Source organism: Pseudomonas sp. H3_E04, assembly GCF_054668915.1.
The window spans coordinates 1,053,090-1,069,154 of the sequence record NZ_CP162797.1 but is presented as its reverse complement, the minus strand read 5'-3'; the positions used below and the strand labels follow the sequence as shown (position 1 = coordinate 1,069,154).

17 protein-coding genes are annotated in these 16,065 nt (G+C 60.8%); 10 read left to right on the top strand and 7 right to left on the bottom strand.

Translation table 11 applies throughout. The features are described 5' to 3' along the window. Positions 1-8 precede the first annotated feature (8 nt). Both sseB and msrA read left to right on the top strand, forming a co-directional pair. Positions 9-794 (top strand): enhanced serine sensitivity protein SseB, encoded by a 786-nt coding sequence (sseB, locus tag AB4N53_RS04945; RefSeq protein WP_460118677.1) that lies wholly within the window; start codon positions 9-11, stop codon positions 792-794. Positions 795-920: 126 nt separating this feature from the next. Beyond that, complete coding sequence (gene msrA, locus AB4N53_RS04940) at positions 921-1,427, top strand: peptide-methionine (S)-S-oxide reductase MsrA (protein ID WP_460118675.1); 507 nt, start codon at positions 921-923, stop codon at positions 1,425-1,427. An 18-nt stretch (positions 1,428-1,445) separates the two neighbouring features. On the opposite strand, the gene AB4N53_RS04935 is transcribed toward msrA, so the two are convergent. Beyond that, on the bottom strand, positions 1,446-2,663 hold the full coding sequence (locus AB4N53_RS04935; protein ID WP_460118673.1) for an MFS transporter: 1,218 nt from the start codon (positions 2,661-2,663) through the stop codon (positions 1,446-1,448). A 130-nt stretch (positions 2,664-2,793) separates the two neighbouring features. Here AB4N53_RS04935 and AB4N53_RS04930 point away from each other — a divergent pair, with 130 nt between their 5' ends. Continuing rightward, positions 2,794-3,417: a TetR/AcrR family transcriptional regulator gene (locus tag AB4N53_RS04930; protein ID WP_460118671.1), complete on the top strand. Its 624-nt coding sequence runs from the start codon at positions 2,794-2,796 to the stop codon at positions 3,415-3,417. Between the two features lie 5 nt (positions 3,418-3,422). On the opposite strand, the gene AB4N53_RS04925 is transcribed toward AB4N53_RS04930, so the two are convergent. Continuing rightward, positions 3,423-4,649: an MFS transporter gene (locus AB4N53_RS04925; RefSeq protein ID WP_460118669.1), complete on the bottom strand. Its 1,227-nt coding sequence runs from the start codon at positions 4,647-4,649 to the stop codon at positions 3,423-3,425. A gap of 98 nt (positions 4,650-4,747) precedes the next feature. On the opposite strand from AB4N53_RS04925, the gene AB4N53_RS04920 reads away from it, so the two are divergent. Further along, positions 4,748-5,710 carry a cupin domain-containing protein gene (locus tag AB4N53_RS04920; protein ID WP_460118667.1) on the top strand — a complete coding sequence of 321 codons (963 nt, stop codon included), beginning with the start codon at positions 4,748-4,750 and terminating at the stop codon, positions 5,708-5,710. A gap of 39 nt (positions 5,711-5,749) precedes the next feature. Here AB4N53_RS04920 and AB4N53_RS04915 read toward each other — a convergent pair whose 3' ends face one another. From AB4N53_RS04915 to AB4N53_RS04905, 3 genes are all read right to left on the bottom strand, one after another. Beyond that, positions 5,750-6,511: a carboxymuconolactone decarboxylase family protein gene (locus AB4N53_RS04915; protein ID WP_460118665.1), complete on the bottom strand. Its 762-nt coding sequence runs from the start codon at positions 6,509-6,511 to the stop codon at positions 5,750-5,752. A gap of 12 nt (positions 6,512-6,523) precedes the next feature. After that, positions 6,524-6,922, bottom strand: coding sequence for a cyclophilin-like fold protein (locus AB4N53_RS04910; RefSeq protein ID WP_460118663.1), 399 nt, complete (start codon positions 6,920-6,922; stop codon positions 6,524-6,526). Positions 6,923-6,985: 63 nt separating this feature from the next. Continuing rightward, entirely contained in the window at positions 6,986-8,014 is a 1,029-nt protein-coding gene (locus tag AB4N53_RS04905) for an alpha/beta hydrolase (RefSeq protein ID WP_460118661.1), read from the bottom strand. Between the two features lie 134 nt (positions 8,015-8,148). Here AB4N53_RS04905 and AB4N53_RS04900 point away from each other — a divergent pair, with 134 nt between their 5' ends. Further along, entirely contained in the window at positions 8,149-9,057 is a 909-nt protein-coding gene (locus AB4N53_RS04900; RefSeq protein WP_460118659.1) for a LysR family transcriptional regulator, read from the top strand. A 199-nt stretch (positions 9,058-9,256) separates the two neighbouring features. Here the strand turns inward: AB4N53_RS04900 and AB4N53_RS04895 are convergent, their stop codons facing one another. Then, on the bottom strand, positions 9,257-9,541 hold the full coding sequence (locus AB4N53_RS04895; protein WP_460118657.1) for a hypothetical protein: 285 nt from the start codon (positions 9,539-9,541) through the stop codon (positions 9,257-9,259). 182 nt (positions 9,542-9,723) lie between these two features. After that, on the bottom strand, positions 9,724-10,641 hold the full coding sequence (locus AB4N53_RS04890) for a LysR substrate-binding domain-containing protein (protein WP_460118655.1): 918 nt from the start codon (positions 10,639-10,641) through the stop codon (positions 9,724-9,726). A 194-nt stretch (positions 10,642-10,835) separates the two neighbouring features. On the opposite strand from AB4N53_RS04890, the gene AB4N53_RS04885 reads away from it, so the two are divergent. The 5 genes from AB4N53_RS04885 to AB4N53_RS04865 all read left to right on the top strand — a co-directional run bounded on the left by AB4N53_RS04885 (position 10,836) and on the right by AB4N53_RS04865 (position 15,916). Continuing rightward, on the top strand, positions 10,836-11,585 hold the full coding sequence (locus tag AB4N53_RS04885; RefSeq protein ID WP_460118653.1) for an SDR family NAD(P)-dependent oxidoreductase: 750 nt from the start codon (positions 10,836-10,838) through the stop codon (positions 11,583-11,585). A gap of 100 nt (positions 11,586-11,685) precedes the next feature. Beyond that, positions 11,686-12,984 (top strand): MFS transporter, encoded by a 1,299-nt coding sequence (locus tag AB4N53_RS04880; protein ID WP_460118651.1) that lies wholly within the window; start codon positions 11,686-11,688, stop codon positions 12,982-12,984. Positions 12,985-13,001: 17 nt separating this feature from the next. Beyond that, positions 13,002-13,850, top strand: a complete 849-nt coding sequence (locus AB4N53_RS04875; protein ID WP_460118649.1) for a transketolase — start codon at positions 13,002-13,004, stop codon at positions 13,848-13,850. Continuing rightward, on the top strand, positions 13,847-14,875 hold the full coding sequence (locus AB4N53_RS04870) for a transketolase family protein (protein WP_460118647.1): 1,029 nt from the start codon (positions 13,847-13,849) through the stop codon (positions 14,873-14,875). Before AB4N53_RS04875 ends, AB4N53_RS04870 begins: the two co-directional genes overlap by 4 nt. Positions 14,876-14,935: 60 nt before the next feature. Beyond that, positions 14,936-15,916 (top strand): alpha/beta hydrolase, encoded by a 981-nt coding sequence (locus tag AB4N53_RS04865; protein WP_460118645.1) that lies wholly within the window; start codon positions 14,936-14,938, stop codon positions 15,914-15,916. The last annotated feature ends 149 nt before the right edge of the window (positions 15,917-16,065 follow it).

Genomic DNA, 16,065 nt, shown 5'->3' with positions numbered 1-16,065 from the left:
TTAATCTCATGGATACTTCCCAAGAAAACCCTCTGGAGACATCACTCCGACTGGCCGCGGACGAACCCGCGCATCGCCCTGAGTTCTATCGCACCCTGCTGGATTCGACCGTCTACATCCTCGGCACCGCCGGTGCGGCGCAAGGTCATGTCAATCTCGAAGCCGGTAGCAACATCAGCATCGCTCATTGGCAGAAGCCCGATGGCACGCCGGTCATTCCGTTCTTCTCCTCGCTGCCCACGCTGCAACAATCCATCGACAGCGAGCAGAGCTATGTGGAGATACCTGCCCGATCATTGTTAGAAATCACGTTGGGCGCACTGCTCTTTCTGAATCCGAAGTCGCCGTACGGCAAGGAATTCCTTCCGGATGAAGTGCAACGCCTGCTCTCAGGCGAAATCGGCCGGCCCGCCACGCAGCGTACCGTCGAAAAAGAAACCAACGTGTTGCTCGGACAGCCTTCGGACTACCCATCGACGATGGTCCACTCGCTCTCGCAACTGCTGGCCAAACACTGCAATGTGAAACGCGCGTTCCTGGCGCTCATGCACGACGCCTCGGTTGATGAAAAGCCGCACCTGGTCGTCGGCATCGAAGCGGATGGCGATATCGAACAGGTCATGCGCGAAGCCGGCAATGTCGCTGCGGACACAGCCCCTGATGGCGGGCCAGTTGATTTTTGCCGCGTGCTGACGGGACAAGCCGGGCTGAGTGATTACTTCCTCAAGGAGACCAAGCCATTCTACGAACGCAAGGCACCGAGCAAGCTGCGTTCGCTCTTTGGCTTTGGTTGACAGTCGCCTGCGGGCCGCTTGATCAGCGGGCCAGTCGTCGATTCTGATGAGCGTGACCTTGGATTCTCTCAACCCGCCCTCATAACAGTGGGTATCCCCCATCGTCTCCGAGAGGAAGCACACACCATGACCACTCAAACCGAAACTGCCATTCTCGCCGGCGGCTGCTTCTGGGGTATGCAGGATCTGTTGCGCCGCTACCCCGGCGTGCTCAAGACCCGCGTCGGCTACACCGGCGGCGATGTGCCGAATGCGACCTATCGCAACCACGGCAACCACGCCGAAGCCATTGAGATCGAGTTTGATCCGGCCGTGATCAGCTACCGACAGATCCTCGAGTTCTTCTTCCAGATCCACGACCCGAGCACGCCTAACCGTCAGGGCAACGATCTTGGCCCGAGCTACCGCTCGGCGATCTACTACCGCAACGACGTGCAGCGCGCCGTCGCTGAGGACACCGCCGCCGATGTCGACGCATCGAAGTTGTGGCCGGGCCGAGTGGTTACGGAAATAGAACCGGCCGGCCCGTTCTGGGAAGCGGAACCCGAGCATCAGGATTACCTGGAGCGCATTCCGAACGGCTACACCTGCCACTTCATCCGACCAAACTGGAAACTGCCGAAGCGCGGTTGAAAAAGCTGCTGGCGGGGTTCAATGCCCCGCCACCACCGAAGTTCCTACAGATCGCTGGCCCGACTTGAAACCGTGGGCCCGGGCACCCCAGGCAATGGCGAAGGCGATAGCGACCAGTGCCAGCATGGCCCACGGAAATGAGGCAACGCCCCACTGATCGAGCAGCACGCCGCCGACGACACCGCTGCCAGCGATCGCGCTGTTCCACGCCACTACATTCAACGACAAGGCGACATCCGCTCCGTCGCCCGCCGCGTCAGCCAGCGCCGTTTGCAACAGCGTCGCCGCGCCGCCGAAGGTCAAACCCCATACCGCCACGGCGAGATAAATCACCTCTGGGTTGCCTCCGCCAAAACCCAGCGCCACGCAGACGGCGGCAAAGGTCGCCAAACTCAGCAGAACAGTCGAGCGCAGCAGCGGCTCGACCAGCTTCGCCGTCAGCCATATCCCGACCAGCGCGGCGATGCCGAAGATCAACAACACCACATCCACCCGCTCGGCCATGCCCGCCGGCGCAACGAACGGAGCGATATAGGTGTAGAGAATGTTGTGCGCCAGCATCCAGCTGATCACCACTGCAAGCACAGGACGCACGCCCGGGGTAGTCAGGACTTTGCTCAGCGATCGGCGTTGATGGGCCGGCTGCGGCGGGTAGTCGGGCACTTTCACCAGCACCCAGACGATCAGTACCAAGGTCAGCGCCGACATCAGGCCGAATGTAGTGCGCCAACCGACCAGCCCACCGAGCCACGTACCCAGAGGCACGCCCAGCGACAGCGCAATCGGTGTGCCGACCATCGCCAGTGCCAACGCCTTGCCCTGCTGTTCGGGCTCAACCATGCGTCGCGCATAGCCGGCCAACAGACTCCATGCCAAACCCGCCGCAACCCCGGCGAAGAACCGCGCGACCAGCGTCACGCCGTAGTGCGACGACAGCGCGGTAATCGAATTGAACAGCAGGAAACCGACAATCGTCAGCAGCAGGACGTTGCGGCGCCGCCAGCCCCGGGTGGCGATGGTCATCGGGATCACCGCCAGTACGGAACCCAATGCGTACGCGGTAACCATTTGCCCAGCCATGGACGGCGAAATCGCCAGGCCTTCACTGATCAACGGCAGCAAGCCCGCCGGCAGGGTTTCGGTGACGATGCAGATGAAGCCAGTCATGGCCAGCGCCAGCAAAGCGCCGATGGGCAGGCCTTTTGGCGTAGCCGTTAAGGTGATTGAAGGTGTCACTGGAAGCTCCTCGAAAAAACCGAATCAGATTTAAATACCGATCGTTCTAGATCCTGAGGGTGCATGCGCAGCGTTGTCAACAATTTCTGTATCGACTAGTCTTTATATGAAATCAATGAGGAGTCAGGTCATGGCGAGAACCGGTCGCCCCCGTCAGTTTGATCGCGACGACGCCGTCGATCAGGCTCTGCAACTGTTCTGGCAACACGGCTACGACGCGACATCGCTGGCCCAGTTGAAGGCAGGCCTGGGTGGCGGTATCTCTGCGCCTAGTTTCTACGCCGCGTTCGGATCCAAGGAAGCGTTGTTCGATGAATGCGTGCAACTTTATTTAGCCACCTATGCGCAAGTCACCGAGTGCCTGTGGGACGACAGCCTGCCACCACGCCAGGCGATCGAGACCGCTTTGCGCCGGTCGGCACGCATGCAATGCGACGACACGCACCCCAAGGGTTGCATGGTTACCCTCGGTGTCATGAGCGCACCGAGCCCGGAAAACGCCCATGTGGTGCAAGCCCTGACCCGCTCACGGCAGCGCACCCGTGCCGGCATTCAAGCCTGCGTCGAACGCGCTGTGAATGCCGGCGAGCTGGCCAGCGGCACAAGTACGGCGGCGATGGCGACGGTATTCGACAGTTTCCTGCAGGGCATATCCATCCTCGCCAGAGACAATACCGCGCTGGAGAACATTGATGCTGCCATCACTCAGGTCATGCAGACCTGGGACATTGCCGCCTCGCGTAAGGCGGATTGATCAGATCACAAATGCACCGGTGCCACCGGCGCCGAACCCGGCTCCGGCACATCGACATTGACCTTCAGTGCAATCAGCAGCGCGGCCAGCAACATCAGCATTCCAGCCGCTACAAACACGCCATTGATACCGCTGAAACTGAACACCGAACCGCCGGCGGCGGCGCCTGCGGCAATCGCCGACTGCACGGACGCCACAACCATGCCGCCCGCGCTTTCGGCCTGATCGGGTATCGAGCGCGCCACCCAGTTCGACCATGCGACCGGCACGCCACCGAAGGCCATCCCCCACAGCGCCAGAAGCAACACCTGCCCGGTGAGCGACGCCGGTAACCCGACCAGCGCCAGAGCAGCAACGCCCACCAACACCGGCATCAGCACCAGTGTTGCGCGTGGATTGCGCTGCAACAGCCAGCCGGCGAACAGCGTGCCGGCAAAGTTCGCCACGCCGAAACCAAGGAGCATCAGTGCCAAGGTCTGCGCGCCGACGCCGGTGGTGCTTTCCAGAAATGGCCTGATATAGGTGAACAACGCAAAGTGACCGGTGTGTACCAATACGCAGCCGAACATGCCGACGGCAATGCCCGGTCGCAGCAACACCTCCAGCACCGTGCGCAGGCGTGACGGACGATGCGGCGCCAGACTGGGTAGCGTGAACATCTGAAAAATCAGCGTCACCACGCCCACCGCTGCAGCTGCGAAAAACGCACTGCGCCAGCCAAACTGGCCGCCGAGATAACTGCCCAACGGCACCGCCACCACGGTACCCACGGCGATCCCGCTGAAGATGATCGACAACGCGCGGGGCAGCAGCGCCGCCGGCACCAGGCGCATCGCCACGGCCGCCGCCATGCTCCAGAATCCGCCGAGGGCTATGCCCAAAAGGATGCGCATGATCAGCAACACCGCGAGGCTGGACGACAACGCCACCAGCAGATTCGAGGCAATCATCAGCGCCGAGAAACCGAGCAAGACCAAGCGCCGATCAAGGCTGCGCGTCAACCCAGGTACGAGCAATCCGGCAAACAGCGCGACCACCGCTGTCACGGTCACAGCTTGCCCGGCCAGCGCTTCGCTGACGCCGAGATCCAGCGCCATCGGTGTCAGCAGGCTGGCCGGCAGATATTCCGCAGTGAGTAAACCGAACACCCCCATCGCCAGTGAGAAAACCGCCATCCACGCAGGCACCAGCGGCTCCCCGTCAGTTCGCCCATCACCTACACATTCATTCATTTCAATACTCCCTCGGACATTTCAAGAGGGCAGTCTATTGACGGCAAACCGGATGATCTATGATGCGAAGTCTTGAACTTTTGATCGAAACCCCGAACATGAGCAGCACCGATCCCTTCTCTGTGTCCTCAGACCTGATCACAGAATTGCTGCGCAGCATGCGTCTGCGTGGCGTGCAGTATCGGCAAATCCACGCCGGTCCACCGTATGGCCTGGGTTTCAGCGACAAATCCGGCCATGCGTATTTCCACTTCGTCGCTGCTGGATCGACGGTGTTGCGACTAGAGGACGGCAGCCTGTACGCATTGTCGGCGGGCAATGCGGTATTCATTGCCCATGGTGCCGCGCACCAGTTGCTGTCAGACCCGGGCGCCGAAGTGCAGGACATTGACAGCGCCGTCGCCGCGCCACTCGGCGATACGGTCTGCGCGGTGCAGGTCGGGCACAGCGCCGATTCGCCCGATAGCGCCCTGCTCTTCAGTGGCTGTATGGAGTTCGAACTCGGCTGCCTGCAAGGCCTCGGTCGGTTGATGCCGGGACTGATGCTGATCGACGCAGGCGGCCAGCGTTATCCGGGACTCATGCCGATTCTCGCGACCATGGAACGCGAAGTCAGCGCAGCGCGCATCGGCTTCGCCGGGATTCTCGCTCGCCTTGCCGACGTAGTGGCGGCAATGATCGTTCGTGGCTGGGTCGAATGCGCTTGCGGCAATGCCTCCGGTCTCGTCGCCGCCCTGCGCGACCCACGCCTGGCGCAGGCCTTGCTGGCCTTGCACCAACAACCGGGCCGCGACTGGAGCGTCGCCGAACTGGCAACGCTGTGCAACACCTCACGCTCGGTCTTCGCCGAACGCTTCCAGACCACCCTCGGCACCCCGCCGCTGCGCTACGCCACCGAACTGCGGATGCGCCTGGCCAGTCAGTGGCTGACACTGGAAAGACTGCCGATCGAAGAAGTGGCGCAGCGCTTGGGCTACACCTCCCAAGCGGCGTTCAGTCGTGCGTTCAAGCGTATAACAGGCGCCTCGCCGGGAGCGAGTCGGCGCCAGCGCGCACTATAGGAATTGCATTAACAGGGCGGCAATGAATCCGAGCCGCCCTCACCGCTGGATTTTGTCCAGCCCCGCGCCCACCCGCTCAGCAGCCTGCAAATCCCCACGCGCCTTCAACTCGTGCGCTACTTGCCGCAACTGCTCAACCGTCAACCCGACATTCAGACTGATCTTCAAATGTGACTCCAGCTGCGATTCCACCCCAGCCATTGCCGCCAGTGCGCCAACCGTCGCCAGTTCCCGATCCGTCCATGCCAGGTTGTCGCGGGCGAAGATGTCACCGAACAAGTGCACTTTCAGAAACTGATCGATCGCCGGGGCGAATTCGAACAGTGGACCGGCGACTGGCGCGCCGACCAGACGGGTCTGATTGTCGGTGCCGAGTTCGGTGAGCGCATATCCCGACGGAACCGGACCCGGCTCGCGTCCCGGCACGTCTTCGATGCCCCGAGCAGCGCGTTCCTGCAAAACCTTCATCAGCAATGACAAGGCGTTGAGGCTGCGCGGGAACCCGGCGTAGGCGTACAACTGGACCAGAATTTCCTTGGTTTCACTGATGCTCAGCCCGGCATCGAGACCTTGATCGAGTGCGTAGTGCAAACGCGGCATGTCGCCGATTGCGGCGTTGGCGGCAATCGGGGCGATCGCCAGTTGTTTAAGCGTCAGAGGCTGTTCTTGCATGATCGGTTTCTCCGGTGATTGGGAAGGATTGGCGCAAAGAGGATTCACACAGGCTGCGCTGGCGAGGACCGCACAGCCGAGGGCCACGATGCGCAGAAGACGCCCTTGATTTAACGATTTCCGGTTCATCAATGACTCTCCTCACTCATGCAGAGTGAACGTCACCCGCACATCGCCGCGCCCCAAGGCTTCGGCCAAGTCCTGCGGTCGGTCGATGCGACCAAGGCGCGAATAGCGGTAAGACGAATCGAAGGTTTGGTAGAAGACCACCAGCGTATCGTCGCCATACAAAAGGAAATCGCCGTTGTGGATCGTGCCCGGCAGGTAGGGCTGGGTAGGTAATGGCGGCTGCACGGTGGCGTATTTTTCATTGCTGTGCAGGTCGGCCATGTCCAGGCTCAACGGCAATCGCGTGAGCAATTGCCGAGTGCTCGGGTTGTCATCCAGGGCAATGGCAAAGCGGTGTTCTCCGACAGTCATCCACATCGTGCGGTCCTCCATAGCGGTCGGTGCAGACAGAGCAAAGGGCAGCCATGCCATCAGAACGAATCCCTTCCAGCCGTTGGCAAAAATCCGCATCGCTTTGCTCCGTCGCGGTGAAAGTTACTTCAGGTTGCTCTTGAAGAACTGCGTCAGCTTGGCAAAAGGAATCAGCTCGACCCGGTCGTACAGATCGACATGGCCGGCATTCGGCACGATCACCAGTTCTTTTGGCTGTCCCGCCAACCGGAACGCCTCTTCGCTGAACTCGCGCGAGTGCGCGTCGGCACCGGCAATAAACAACATGGGGCGCGGCGAGATGCTCTCGATATCGACGAACGGATAGAAGTTCATGAACTTGGTATTGCTGGTCAGCGTCGGCCGTGTGGTCTGTTGCGGCGTCGAGCTGGCCGGGGTGAATTCGCCGCGCGGGGTGCGGTAGAAATCGAAGAATTCACGCTGGATCGGATGTGTGTCGGCCTTCAGTTCCAGCACGGTGCCGCCGGTGTATTCAACCTTGCCGCCAGTGAACTCTGCGTAACGCTGCTCGGCCGCTTGCGCAATGATCTGCTTGCGCTGCGCAAGGCTTTGCGAATGCTTTAGGCCGTCACGGTTGGCCGCCCCCATGTCGTACATGCTGACCGTGGCGATGGCTTTCATGCGCGGGTCGATTTTCGCCGCGCTGATCACGAAGCTGCCGCTACCGCAGATGCCCAACACGCCGATGCGCTCGCGGTCGATGAATGGCCGTGTGCCGAGGTAATCGACGGCCGCGCTGAAGTCTTCGGCGTACATATCCGGCAGCACGGCATTGCGCGGCGCGCCCTCGCTTTCGCCCCAGAACGACAGATCCAGCGACAGGGTGACAAAGCCCTGCTCCGCCAGTTTCTGCGCATACAGATTGGAGCTCTGCTCCTTTACGGCGCCCATCGGATGGCCAACGATAATCGCCGCGCTGCGCGCTGCCGGGTCGAGTCCTTTGGGGACAAACAGGTTGCCGACCACGGTGAGTTGATATTGATTTTTGAAGCTGACCTTCTGCACGGTCACCTTATCGCTCTTGAAAAAATTGTCAGCACCGTGGGACATGTCAGCTCCGAATGCAGTAAATGAACTCAGGAGAAACCCGAGCAGTATGAACAGTCGTTTCATGGGGGCGTCCTTGATCGAGAAACCAGGCGAGGCCGGGATGGAGGTATTGTTGCGCAGGCTCGAGGCTTTGATTAGCTAATGAGTGCTTAATGCGGTTATAAACACTGCTAATCAATAAACCCGAGCGCGCGCCCATGGCCAAACCCAATTTCAACGACCTGCTCGCCTTCGTCACCGTTGCCCGCAGCGGCAGTTTCACCCGCGCGGCGGTGCAACTGGGCGTGACGCAATCGGCGGTCAGCCAGGTGGTCTCGGCGCTGGAAGCACGTCTGAAAATTCGCCTGCTGACCCGCACCACGCGCAGCGTGTCACTGACGGCGGCCGGCGAACGCTTGCTGCAAACCGTGGGTCATCGTTTCGATGAAATCGAAGCCGAGCTGGACGCTCTCACCGAGTTGCGCGACAAGCCTGCCGGCACCGTGCGGATCACGTGTGGCGACAACATCATCAAGACCACTCTGCTGCCCAAGCTGACGCCGCTACTGCTGCAATACCCGGACATCAAGCTCGAATTCGATATCAACTATGGTTTCCGCGACATCGTTGCCGACCGCTTCGATGCCGGCGTACGCTTCAGCGACACCGTCGCCCAGGACATGATCGCTGTGCCGATCGGCCCGCCATTGCGTATGGCCGTGGTCGCTTCGCCCAGCTACTTTGCCCAGCACCCTGCCCCGCAACATCCGCGCGATCTGGCGGCGCACCGCTGCATCGACATCCGCTTTCCGACCTACGACGGTGTCGATGCCTGGGAATTCGAGCGTCAGGGCAAAAAGTTGAAAGTGCGGGTCGACGGCCAACTGGTGTTCAATTCGACTGTGCACATCGCCGACGCCGCTGTGAACGGCTTAGGGATTGCCTACCTGCCCGAAGACGAGTTCGGCGCGCACCTGGCTGAAGGGCGTTTGGTCAGAGTGCTGGAAGACTGGTGCGAACCGTTCGGTGGCTTCCACCTCTACTACCCCAGCCGCCGCCAGCCGTCGCCGGCGTTTTCCCTGGTGGTGGAAGCGCTGCGCGTGGTCAGAGACCCAGCCCCGCTGTAGGAGTGAGCCTGCTCGCGATAGCGTCGGCACATCCAACTGAGTGAGTGCCTGACCCAGCGCTTTCGCGAGCAGGCTCGCTCCCACCTGATTCGTAAGTCGATTGACTTCTGGGATATGACGCAAAACCCTGTGGGAGCGAGCCTGCTCGCGAAGACGCCAGACCAGGCAAATCATCTCTGCATGCCACCCCGCGCGCCCCTCACAACTTCGACACATCCCCGGTAGCCTCGGCTATCGTCGCCAGGGTTTCCTCCATACTGGCGATGTCTTCATGGAGCTTCTGAAACACCAGATCCAACGACTCGGGGGCGTCCACGGTCTGATGCCCACGCAGCGACTCGACCCTAGCGCTCTCCACGTGCTGGAGAATGTCGACACTTTCTCGCAGTGCCAACAGCTGATCGAAGATCGCGGCAATCTGCGCCTGGCTGCGGGCGCTCATCGCTTCCCCGGCTTGCAGAGCAGTGATCCCCATCCCAGACATGCGATAACCATAAATCAGACCCTCCTGAAGAAACGATGAACACAGAGCAGAACAGGCGGCTTAGCCTTTGGCTTTTTCGTGGGTCGGCGGCGCGCGGAAAAGTGCGTTCTTGCGTGAATGATCAAGACCGTTAATGGATTGACCTTGAGCGTTTCAGAGAGTTTGAAAGAATTGATCCCCACTCAATACGCGAACTCGTGCCCCAACTCGCTCTCCATCCACGCCAGAAAACGCCTCACCCGTGGAAAGCTCGAATGCGCCTTGGGATACACCAAATGGTGCGCCGCCACCGCAGCACTCAGTGATTCAGGCGCTACTTCAACCAACGTGCCCGCTGCCAGATACTTCTGCGCAAGCAATGTGCTTTCCAGCGCGAAACCCAAGCCGTGACTGGCTGCTTCCAGCGACATATACGAGCGATCGAAGCTCAATGCGTAAGGCCGTTCCGGACGCGCCAGGCCATGCTGGGCAAACCATTGCGGCCATTTGAGTAGCGTCGCTTCCGACAGAATCAGATCGCACTCCAGCAGGTCCGCCGCGCCGCGCACCGGGCGTTGCGCGAGCAGTTTCGGTGAAGTCAGCACCGCGAATGTCTCGTTCCTGACCGTACGCACCTCATAACTGGGCCAGTTCGGCAGACCATGGCGGATATCGACGTCGATCTTGTCGCGACTGAAGTGCAGCGATTCATAGGAGCACGACAGGTTGATCTGAATGTCCGGATGACTCGCGCGAAACGCTTCCAGGCGTGGCATCAGCCAGAGCAGGCCGAAGCTCGGCGATGAATGCAAGCGCAGGCAATCGAGGCTGACATCGCTGGCCGCCCGCTCGGTGGCAACGGCGAGACTGTGCAGAATCCCGGAGACTTCCTTGAGGTACTGCTCGCCGACCGGCGTCAGCGAGACGCCCCGAGCGGCGCGAACAAATAATTGCCGGCCGATCATCCCTTCAAGTTTCGCCAGTTGATGGCTGACTGCCGAGGGGGTCAGGTCCAGCACTTCCGCTGCCCTGGCGACATTGCCGAAGCGCGCGGTTTGCTCGAAGGCCTGAATTGCTTTCAGCGGTGGCAGGATGATCGGTGCCTCAGTGTCTGAGCGCATGGGGACTCCGTGGTGATTTCTTGTGATGTACGGACCGGTTTCATTCAAGCATTTGCGAAACGGCCTGACGAGTGCTGAATTTTTTTCAGCATTGAGTGACTTCCGCGTTATTGCTCACGCTCGCCCCGGAGGACAAGCTGAGTCATCGGTTACTTACACACCGACCCAATAAAAACAATTCGAGGGAATCCTCCATGCTTCTTCAAGGCAAAGTCGCAATCATTACCGGTGCCGCATCTGCCCGTGGCATTGGCCGCGCTACCGCCAGCACATTCGCGCAACACGGCGCTCGCGTGGTCATCCTCGATCTGGATGCATCCGCAGCACGTGACGCCGCCGCAGCACTGGGCGAAGGTCATCTGGGCCTGGCGGCCAACGTGGCCGACGAAGCGCAGGTTCAGCAAGCCGTCGCTACCATCATCGAGCACTTCGGGCGCATCGATATTCTTGTCAACAACGCCGGCATCACCCAGCCACTGAAGACCCTCGATATTCGCCCTTCGGACTATGACAAGGTGCTGGACGTCAGCCTGCGCGGCACTTTGCTCATGTCCCAAGCGGTGATTCCGCTGATGCGCCAACAGTCTTCCGGCAGCATCGTCTGCATGTCGTCGGTGTCGGCACAGCGCGGCGGCGGCATCTTCGGTGGCCCGCATTACAGCGCAGCCAAGGCTGGGGTGCTGGGTCTGGGCAAGGCCATGGCGCGGGAATTGGGGCCGGACAATATTCGCGTCAATTCCATCGCACCGGGGCTGATTCACACCGACATCACCGGTGGCCTGATGCAGGATGACCGCCGTCACGCCATCATCGACGGCATTCCGCTGGGTCGCCTGGGTCAAGCGCAGGACGTCGCCAACGCTGCGCTGTTTTTGGCCAGCGACCTGTCCGCTTATCTGACCGGCATCACCCTCGATGTGAACGGCGGCATGCTGATTCACTGAGTCACTCTGGGCGGGCCTGCGTGGCCCGTGCGGTTCTGGATCGATGACGGAGCCGGGCCTGATGGCCTGGCGGTCAATAAAAACAAGAGATCAGACCATCATGACTACCCTGTCGCTCGAAGCGGTTTCGACCGTGCGCTCTTCTGCCTACCGCAAAACGGCCTGGCGGCTGATGCCGTTCCTGATGCTGTGCTACCTGTGCGCTTATCTGGATCGGGTAAACGTCGGTTTCGCCAAGCTGCAAATGATGAACGATCTGGCCCTCAGCGAAACGGTCTACGGACTGGGCGCGGGGGTGTTTTTCATCGGCTATTTCCTCTGCGAAGTGCCCAGCAACATCATCCTGCACAAGGTCGGCGCGCGGGTGTGGATTGCGCGGATCATGATCACCTGGGGCATCGTTTCGGCGCTGTTCGCCTTCGTCGAAACCGCTTGGCAGTTCTATGCCCTGCGCTTTCTCCTGGGGATCGCCGAAGCCGGTCTGGCGCCGGGCCTGCTGCTCTATCTCACCTACTGGTTTCCGTCCTATCGCCGGGCCCGCATGACCGTGTTGTGGTTTATCGCCATTCCGCTGTCGGGCATGGTCGGTGGCCCGCTTTCGGGCTGGATCATGAACCACTTTGCCGGCGTGCACGGCTGGGCCGGCTGGCAGTGGATGTTCGTTCTCGAGGCGGTGCCCACGGTCATCGTCGGCCTGCTGGTGCTGAGTTATCTGAAGGACGGCGTGCATCAGGCGACATGGCTCAATGACGAGGAAAAAGCGCTGATCACTCGCGAGCTGGCCGAAGACGACCAGCAAAAGGTCACCCACGCCTCGATCGGCGAGTTCATCCGCGACCGGCGCTTGTGGCTGCTGGCGGCGATCTACTTCTGTGTGGTCATGGGCCAATACGCGATCACCTTCTGGCTGCCGACACTGGTGCGTAATGCAGGGGTTTCCGACCCATTGCACATCGGTTTCCTGACCAGCCTGCCCTATCTGTGCGCCATCGCCGCCATGCTTCTGGTCGGCCGCAGTGGCGACAAACATCGCGAGCGCCGCTGGCACCTGATCGTGCCGATGATCGCCGGTGCGATCGGTTTGAGCCTGGCAGCGATGATGGGTGGCAACCCGACCTTGTCGATCCTCAGCCTGTGTCTGGCCGCTTCCGGCATTCTGTCCGCCACCTCGTTGTTCTGGATGCTGCCCACCACGCTGCTCGGCGGCGTGTCTGCGGCGGCCGGCATCGCGGCGGTCAACAGCTTCGCCAACCTCGCCGGGTTCTGCTCGCCTTATCTGATCGGCTGGATCACCACCCTGACCGGTTCCAGCGCCATCGGCATGTACCTGATCACCGGTGTGCTGTTCCTCGGCGCCAGCCTGGTCCTGCGTATTCCTGCCGCTTTGGTCAATCGTTGAGTCAACGGAGTTTCATCATGACGACTAATCTTTCACACGCTGCATCGCTGAGCCTGACCCAGCGCGCGCACAACATTCGCCGCCATGCACTGCGCATGGGCCAGGTTCAGGGCCAGGGCTATGTGGGCCAGGCCCTTGGCGCGGCTGACCTGCTGGCGGTGTCTTACTTTCATGCAATGAACCATCGTCCGACAGATCCCGAATGGGAGCAGCGCGATCGCTTCTATCTCTCCATCGGCCACTACGCCATCGCGCTGTACGCAGCGCTGATCGAAGCCGAGATCATTCCGCTCGACGAGCTGGAAACCTACGGCTCGGATGACAGCCGCTTGCCGATGTCGGGTATGGCCGCCTACACGCCAGGGATGGAAATCACCGGCGGCTCGCTAGGTCAGGGCCTGGGTATCGCGGTCGGGGCCTGCCTGGGCCTCAAGCGCAAAGGCTCGACCTCGTTCGTCTACAACCTGCTGTCCGATGGCGAACTCAATGAAGGCTCGACCTGGGAAGCGGTGATGTCGGCTTCGCACTGGAAGCTCGACAACCTGATCGCCATCGTCGACGTCAACAACCAGCAGGCCGACGGTTACTCCAGCGAGATTCTTTCGTTCGAACCGATCGTCGATCGCTGGCAAGCCTTCGGTTGGTTCACCCAGCGCGTCGACGGCAATGACCTCGACGCCTTGGTCGCTGCATTCGATGCCGCGCGCAATCACCCCGGCGGGCAACCGCGCGTGATCATCTGCGACACAAAAATGGGCAAAGGCGTGCCGTTTCTTGAGAACCGGGAAAAGACCCACTTCATTCGCGTCGAAGAGCACGAATGGGACCTGGCACTGAGCAACCTTGAAGAAGGAAAAGACCAATGAGCAACGCCGCCAATACTGCGACTTCGACTTCTCCTGGCGCGCCGGTGAAAAAGCGCCTGACCACCTCGGCGATGATTGCCTCGATTGCTTCCGAGGGTCAGGCGACCCGCTCGGCACCGTTCGGCCATGCGCTCGCGGCGCTGGCAGAGCAGCGTGCAGACATCGTCGGTTTGTCGGCTGACCTGTCCAAGTACACCGACCTGCACATTTTCGCCAAGGCGCACCCGGAGCGTTTCTATCAGATGGGCATGGCCGAGCAACTGCTGATGAGCGCAGCTGCGGGCATGGCGCGTGAGGGGTTCGTGCCGTTTGCCACCACCTACGCGGTGTTCGCCTCGCGCCGTGCTTACGACTTCATCTGCATGGCCATCGCCGAGGAAAACCTCAACGTCAAAATCGTCTGCGGCCTGCCCGGCCTGACCACGGGTTACGGGCCGAGCCACCAGGCCACCGATGACCTCGCTATTTTCCGCGCCATGCCCAATCTGATGATTGTCGACCCGTGTGATGCGCTGGAAATCGAACAGGCCGTGCCGGCCATCGCTGCTCACCAAGGCCCGGTGTACATGCGTTTGCTGCGCGGCAATGTGCCGTTGGTGCTGGACGAGTACGGCTATCAATTCGAGATCGGCAAGGCCAAGACCCTGCGCACGGGCAACGACGTGCTGATCATCTCCACCGGGCTGATGACCATGCGTTCGCTGGAAGCGGCCAAGCAATTGCAGGCCGACGGCATTGATGTGGCTGTGCTGCACGTGCCGACCATCAAGCCGCTGGATGAGCAAACCATTCTCGCCGAAGCACGCAAATCCGGGCGTCTGGTGGTCACCGCCGAGAACAGCTCGATCATCGGCGGTCTGGGCGAAGCCGTCGCCGGTTTGTTGTTGCGCAATGGCGTGACGCCGACCTTCAGACAGATCGCGTTGCCCGACGCCTTCCTCGACGCCGGCGCCCTGCCGACGCTGCATGATCGCTATGGGATTTCGACGCCGGCCGTTTGCGCACAGATCAAGGCCTGGCTGTAACTCCATCATGAGCGGCGCCTCCATCCGAGGCGCCGCTCATTCGAGAACAGGAGGCAGAACGTGAAAGCACATGAATTGCTGGATCCCGACTTCCAAAGCTTTTTAACCCCCGGCGCACAAGCCTGGACTTTGGAAACGCTGCCCGCGATCAGGGAGCGTGTTCACGCGACGTTCAAATCTGCAGAACAAGCGCGCTGTGAAAGCCTGTGGACCAAGGCCCACGACGGTGAGGATTTGCGCCTGTGTCTTTACCGGCCCGCAGGCGCGGCACCGGACGGTGTTTTTGCGGTGATCCTGTACATCCACGGTGGGGGCTTCGTCCTTGGTTGTCCCGAAATGGCCGATGACTATCTGGCTAACCTCGCCGAAGAACTTCAGACGATCATCGTCGCTGTCGATTACCGTCTCGCGCCTGAACACCCCTTCCCCATTCCTCTCGAGGACTGCTACACCGCCCTCGCCTGGGTTTGCGCCCACCAGCAATCGCTGAATATCGACGCCGCCAAAGTAATCGTCATGGGCCACAGTGCCGGCGCCGGGCTGGCAGCAGCGCTGGCGATTGCGGCGCGGGATCGCGGCGAATACTCCATCGCCAGCCAGGTGCTGGTTTATCCGATGCTCGATTACCGTTCGGGCAGCGCAGCCTCGCCTCACCAAAACAGCACGACCGGCGTGATTGGCTGGCCGGCGCAAACCAACCAATTCTGCTGGCGGTGCCTGCGCGCTGACCACGCGCTGGATGATCAGCAACTCGGCTGGTTCTCCCCGGCCCTGCAGGATGATCTGGGTGACTTGCCACCGGCGTTTCTGGCCGTCGGGGCGTTGGATCTGTTTCTTGAAGAGGACGTCGCATTTGCTCTGCGCCTGTCGCGCGCCGGGGTTGCCGTCGAGCTGCACGTCTACCCCGGGGCGCCACATATGTTTGATCAGTATCCCGGCGGTGTTACCGAGCAATCTGCGCTGGATATCGTCCGATCACTTCGACGAACGATAGCTAGCGCATTAACTGCCAGGCGACGGCAAGAAGAGCTGAAACGGTAAAACCGGATTTCTTATACAAAGCCTTCCTCTGCTTTTACGCTTATTGATTAATACCTTCGCAGACAGGCAAATGCGGAGGGTGGCTCAAGCTTTGAGAAATTCAATATCGCTTAGCCATCACCCTCTTCGGGTCCGCCCGCACTTTCTCC

Excerpts from the sequence above, each read along its gene's own strand:
- AB4N53_RS04915 (WP_460118665.1), bottom strand. The coding sequence starts at position 6,511 with ATGAACCGGAAATCGTTAAATCAAGGGCGTCTTCTGCGCATCGTGGCC.
- AB4N53_RS04875 (WP_460118649.1), top strand. The coding sequence starts at position 13,002 with ATGACGACTAATCTTTCACACGCTGCATCGCTGAGCCTGACCCAGCGC.
- AB4N53_RS04930 (WP_460118671.1), top strand. The coding sequence starts at position 2,794 with ATGGCGAGAACCGGTCGCCCCCGTCAGTTTGATCGCGACGACGCCGTC.
- AB4N53_RS04925 (WP_460118669.1), bottom strand. The coding sequence starts at position 4,649 with ATGAATGAATGTGTAGGTGATGGGCGAACTGACGGGGAGCCGCTGGTG.
- AB4N53_RS04900 (WP_460118659.1), top strand. The coding sequence starts at position 8,149 with ATGGCCAAACCCAATTTCAACGACCTGCTCGCCTTCGTCACCGTTGCC.
- AB4N53_RS04895 (WP_460118657.1), bottom strand. The coding sequence starts at position 9,541 with ATGTCTGGGATGGGGATCACTGCTCTGCAAGCCGGGGAAGCGATGAGC.
- AB4N53_RS04880 (WP_460118651.1), top strand. The coding sequence starts at position 11,686 with ATGACTACCCTGTCGCTCGAAGCGGTTTCGACCGTGCGCTCTTCTGCC.
- sseB (WP_460118677.1), top strand. The coding sequence starts at position 9 with ATGGATACTTCCCAAGAAAACCCTCTGGAGACATCACTCCGACTGGCC.
- msrA (WP_460118675.1), top strand. The coding sequence starts at position 921 with ATGACCACTCAAACCGAAACTGCCATTCTCGCCGGCGGCTGCTTCTGG.
- AB4N53_RS04885 (WP_460118653.1), top strand. The coding sequence starts at position 10,836 with ATGCTTCTTCAAGGCAAAGTCGCAATCATTACCGGTGCCGCATCTGCC.
- AB4N53_RS04870 (WP_460118647.1), top strand. The coding sequence starts at position 13,847 with ATGAGCAACGCCGCCAATACTGCGACTTCGACTTCTCCTGGCGCGCCG.
- AB4N53_RS04910 (WP_460118663.1), bottom strand. The coding sequence starts at position 6,922 with ATGGCATGGCTGCCCTTTGCTCTGTCTGCACCGACCGCTATGGAGGAC.
- AB4N53_RS04905 (WP_460118661.1), bottom strand. The coding sequence starts at position 8,014 with ATGAAACGACTGTTCATACTGCTCGGGTTTCTCCTGAGTTCATTTACT.
- AB4N53_RS04920 (WP_460118667.1), top strand. The coding sequence starts at position 4,748 with ATGAGCAGCACCGATCCCTTCTCTGTGTCCTCAGACCTGATCACAGAA.
- AB4N53_RS04890 (WP_460118655.1), bottom strand. The coding sequence starts at position 10,641 with ATGCGCTCAGACACTGAGGCACCGATCATCCTGCCACCGCTGAAAGCA.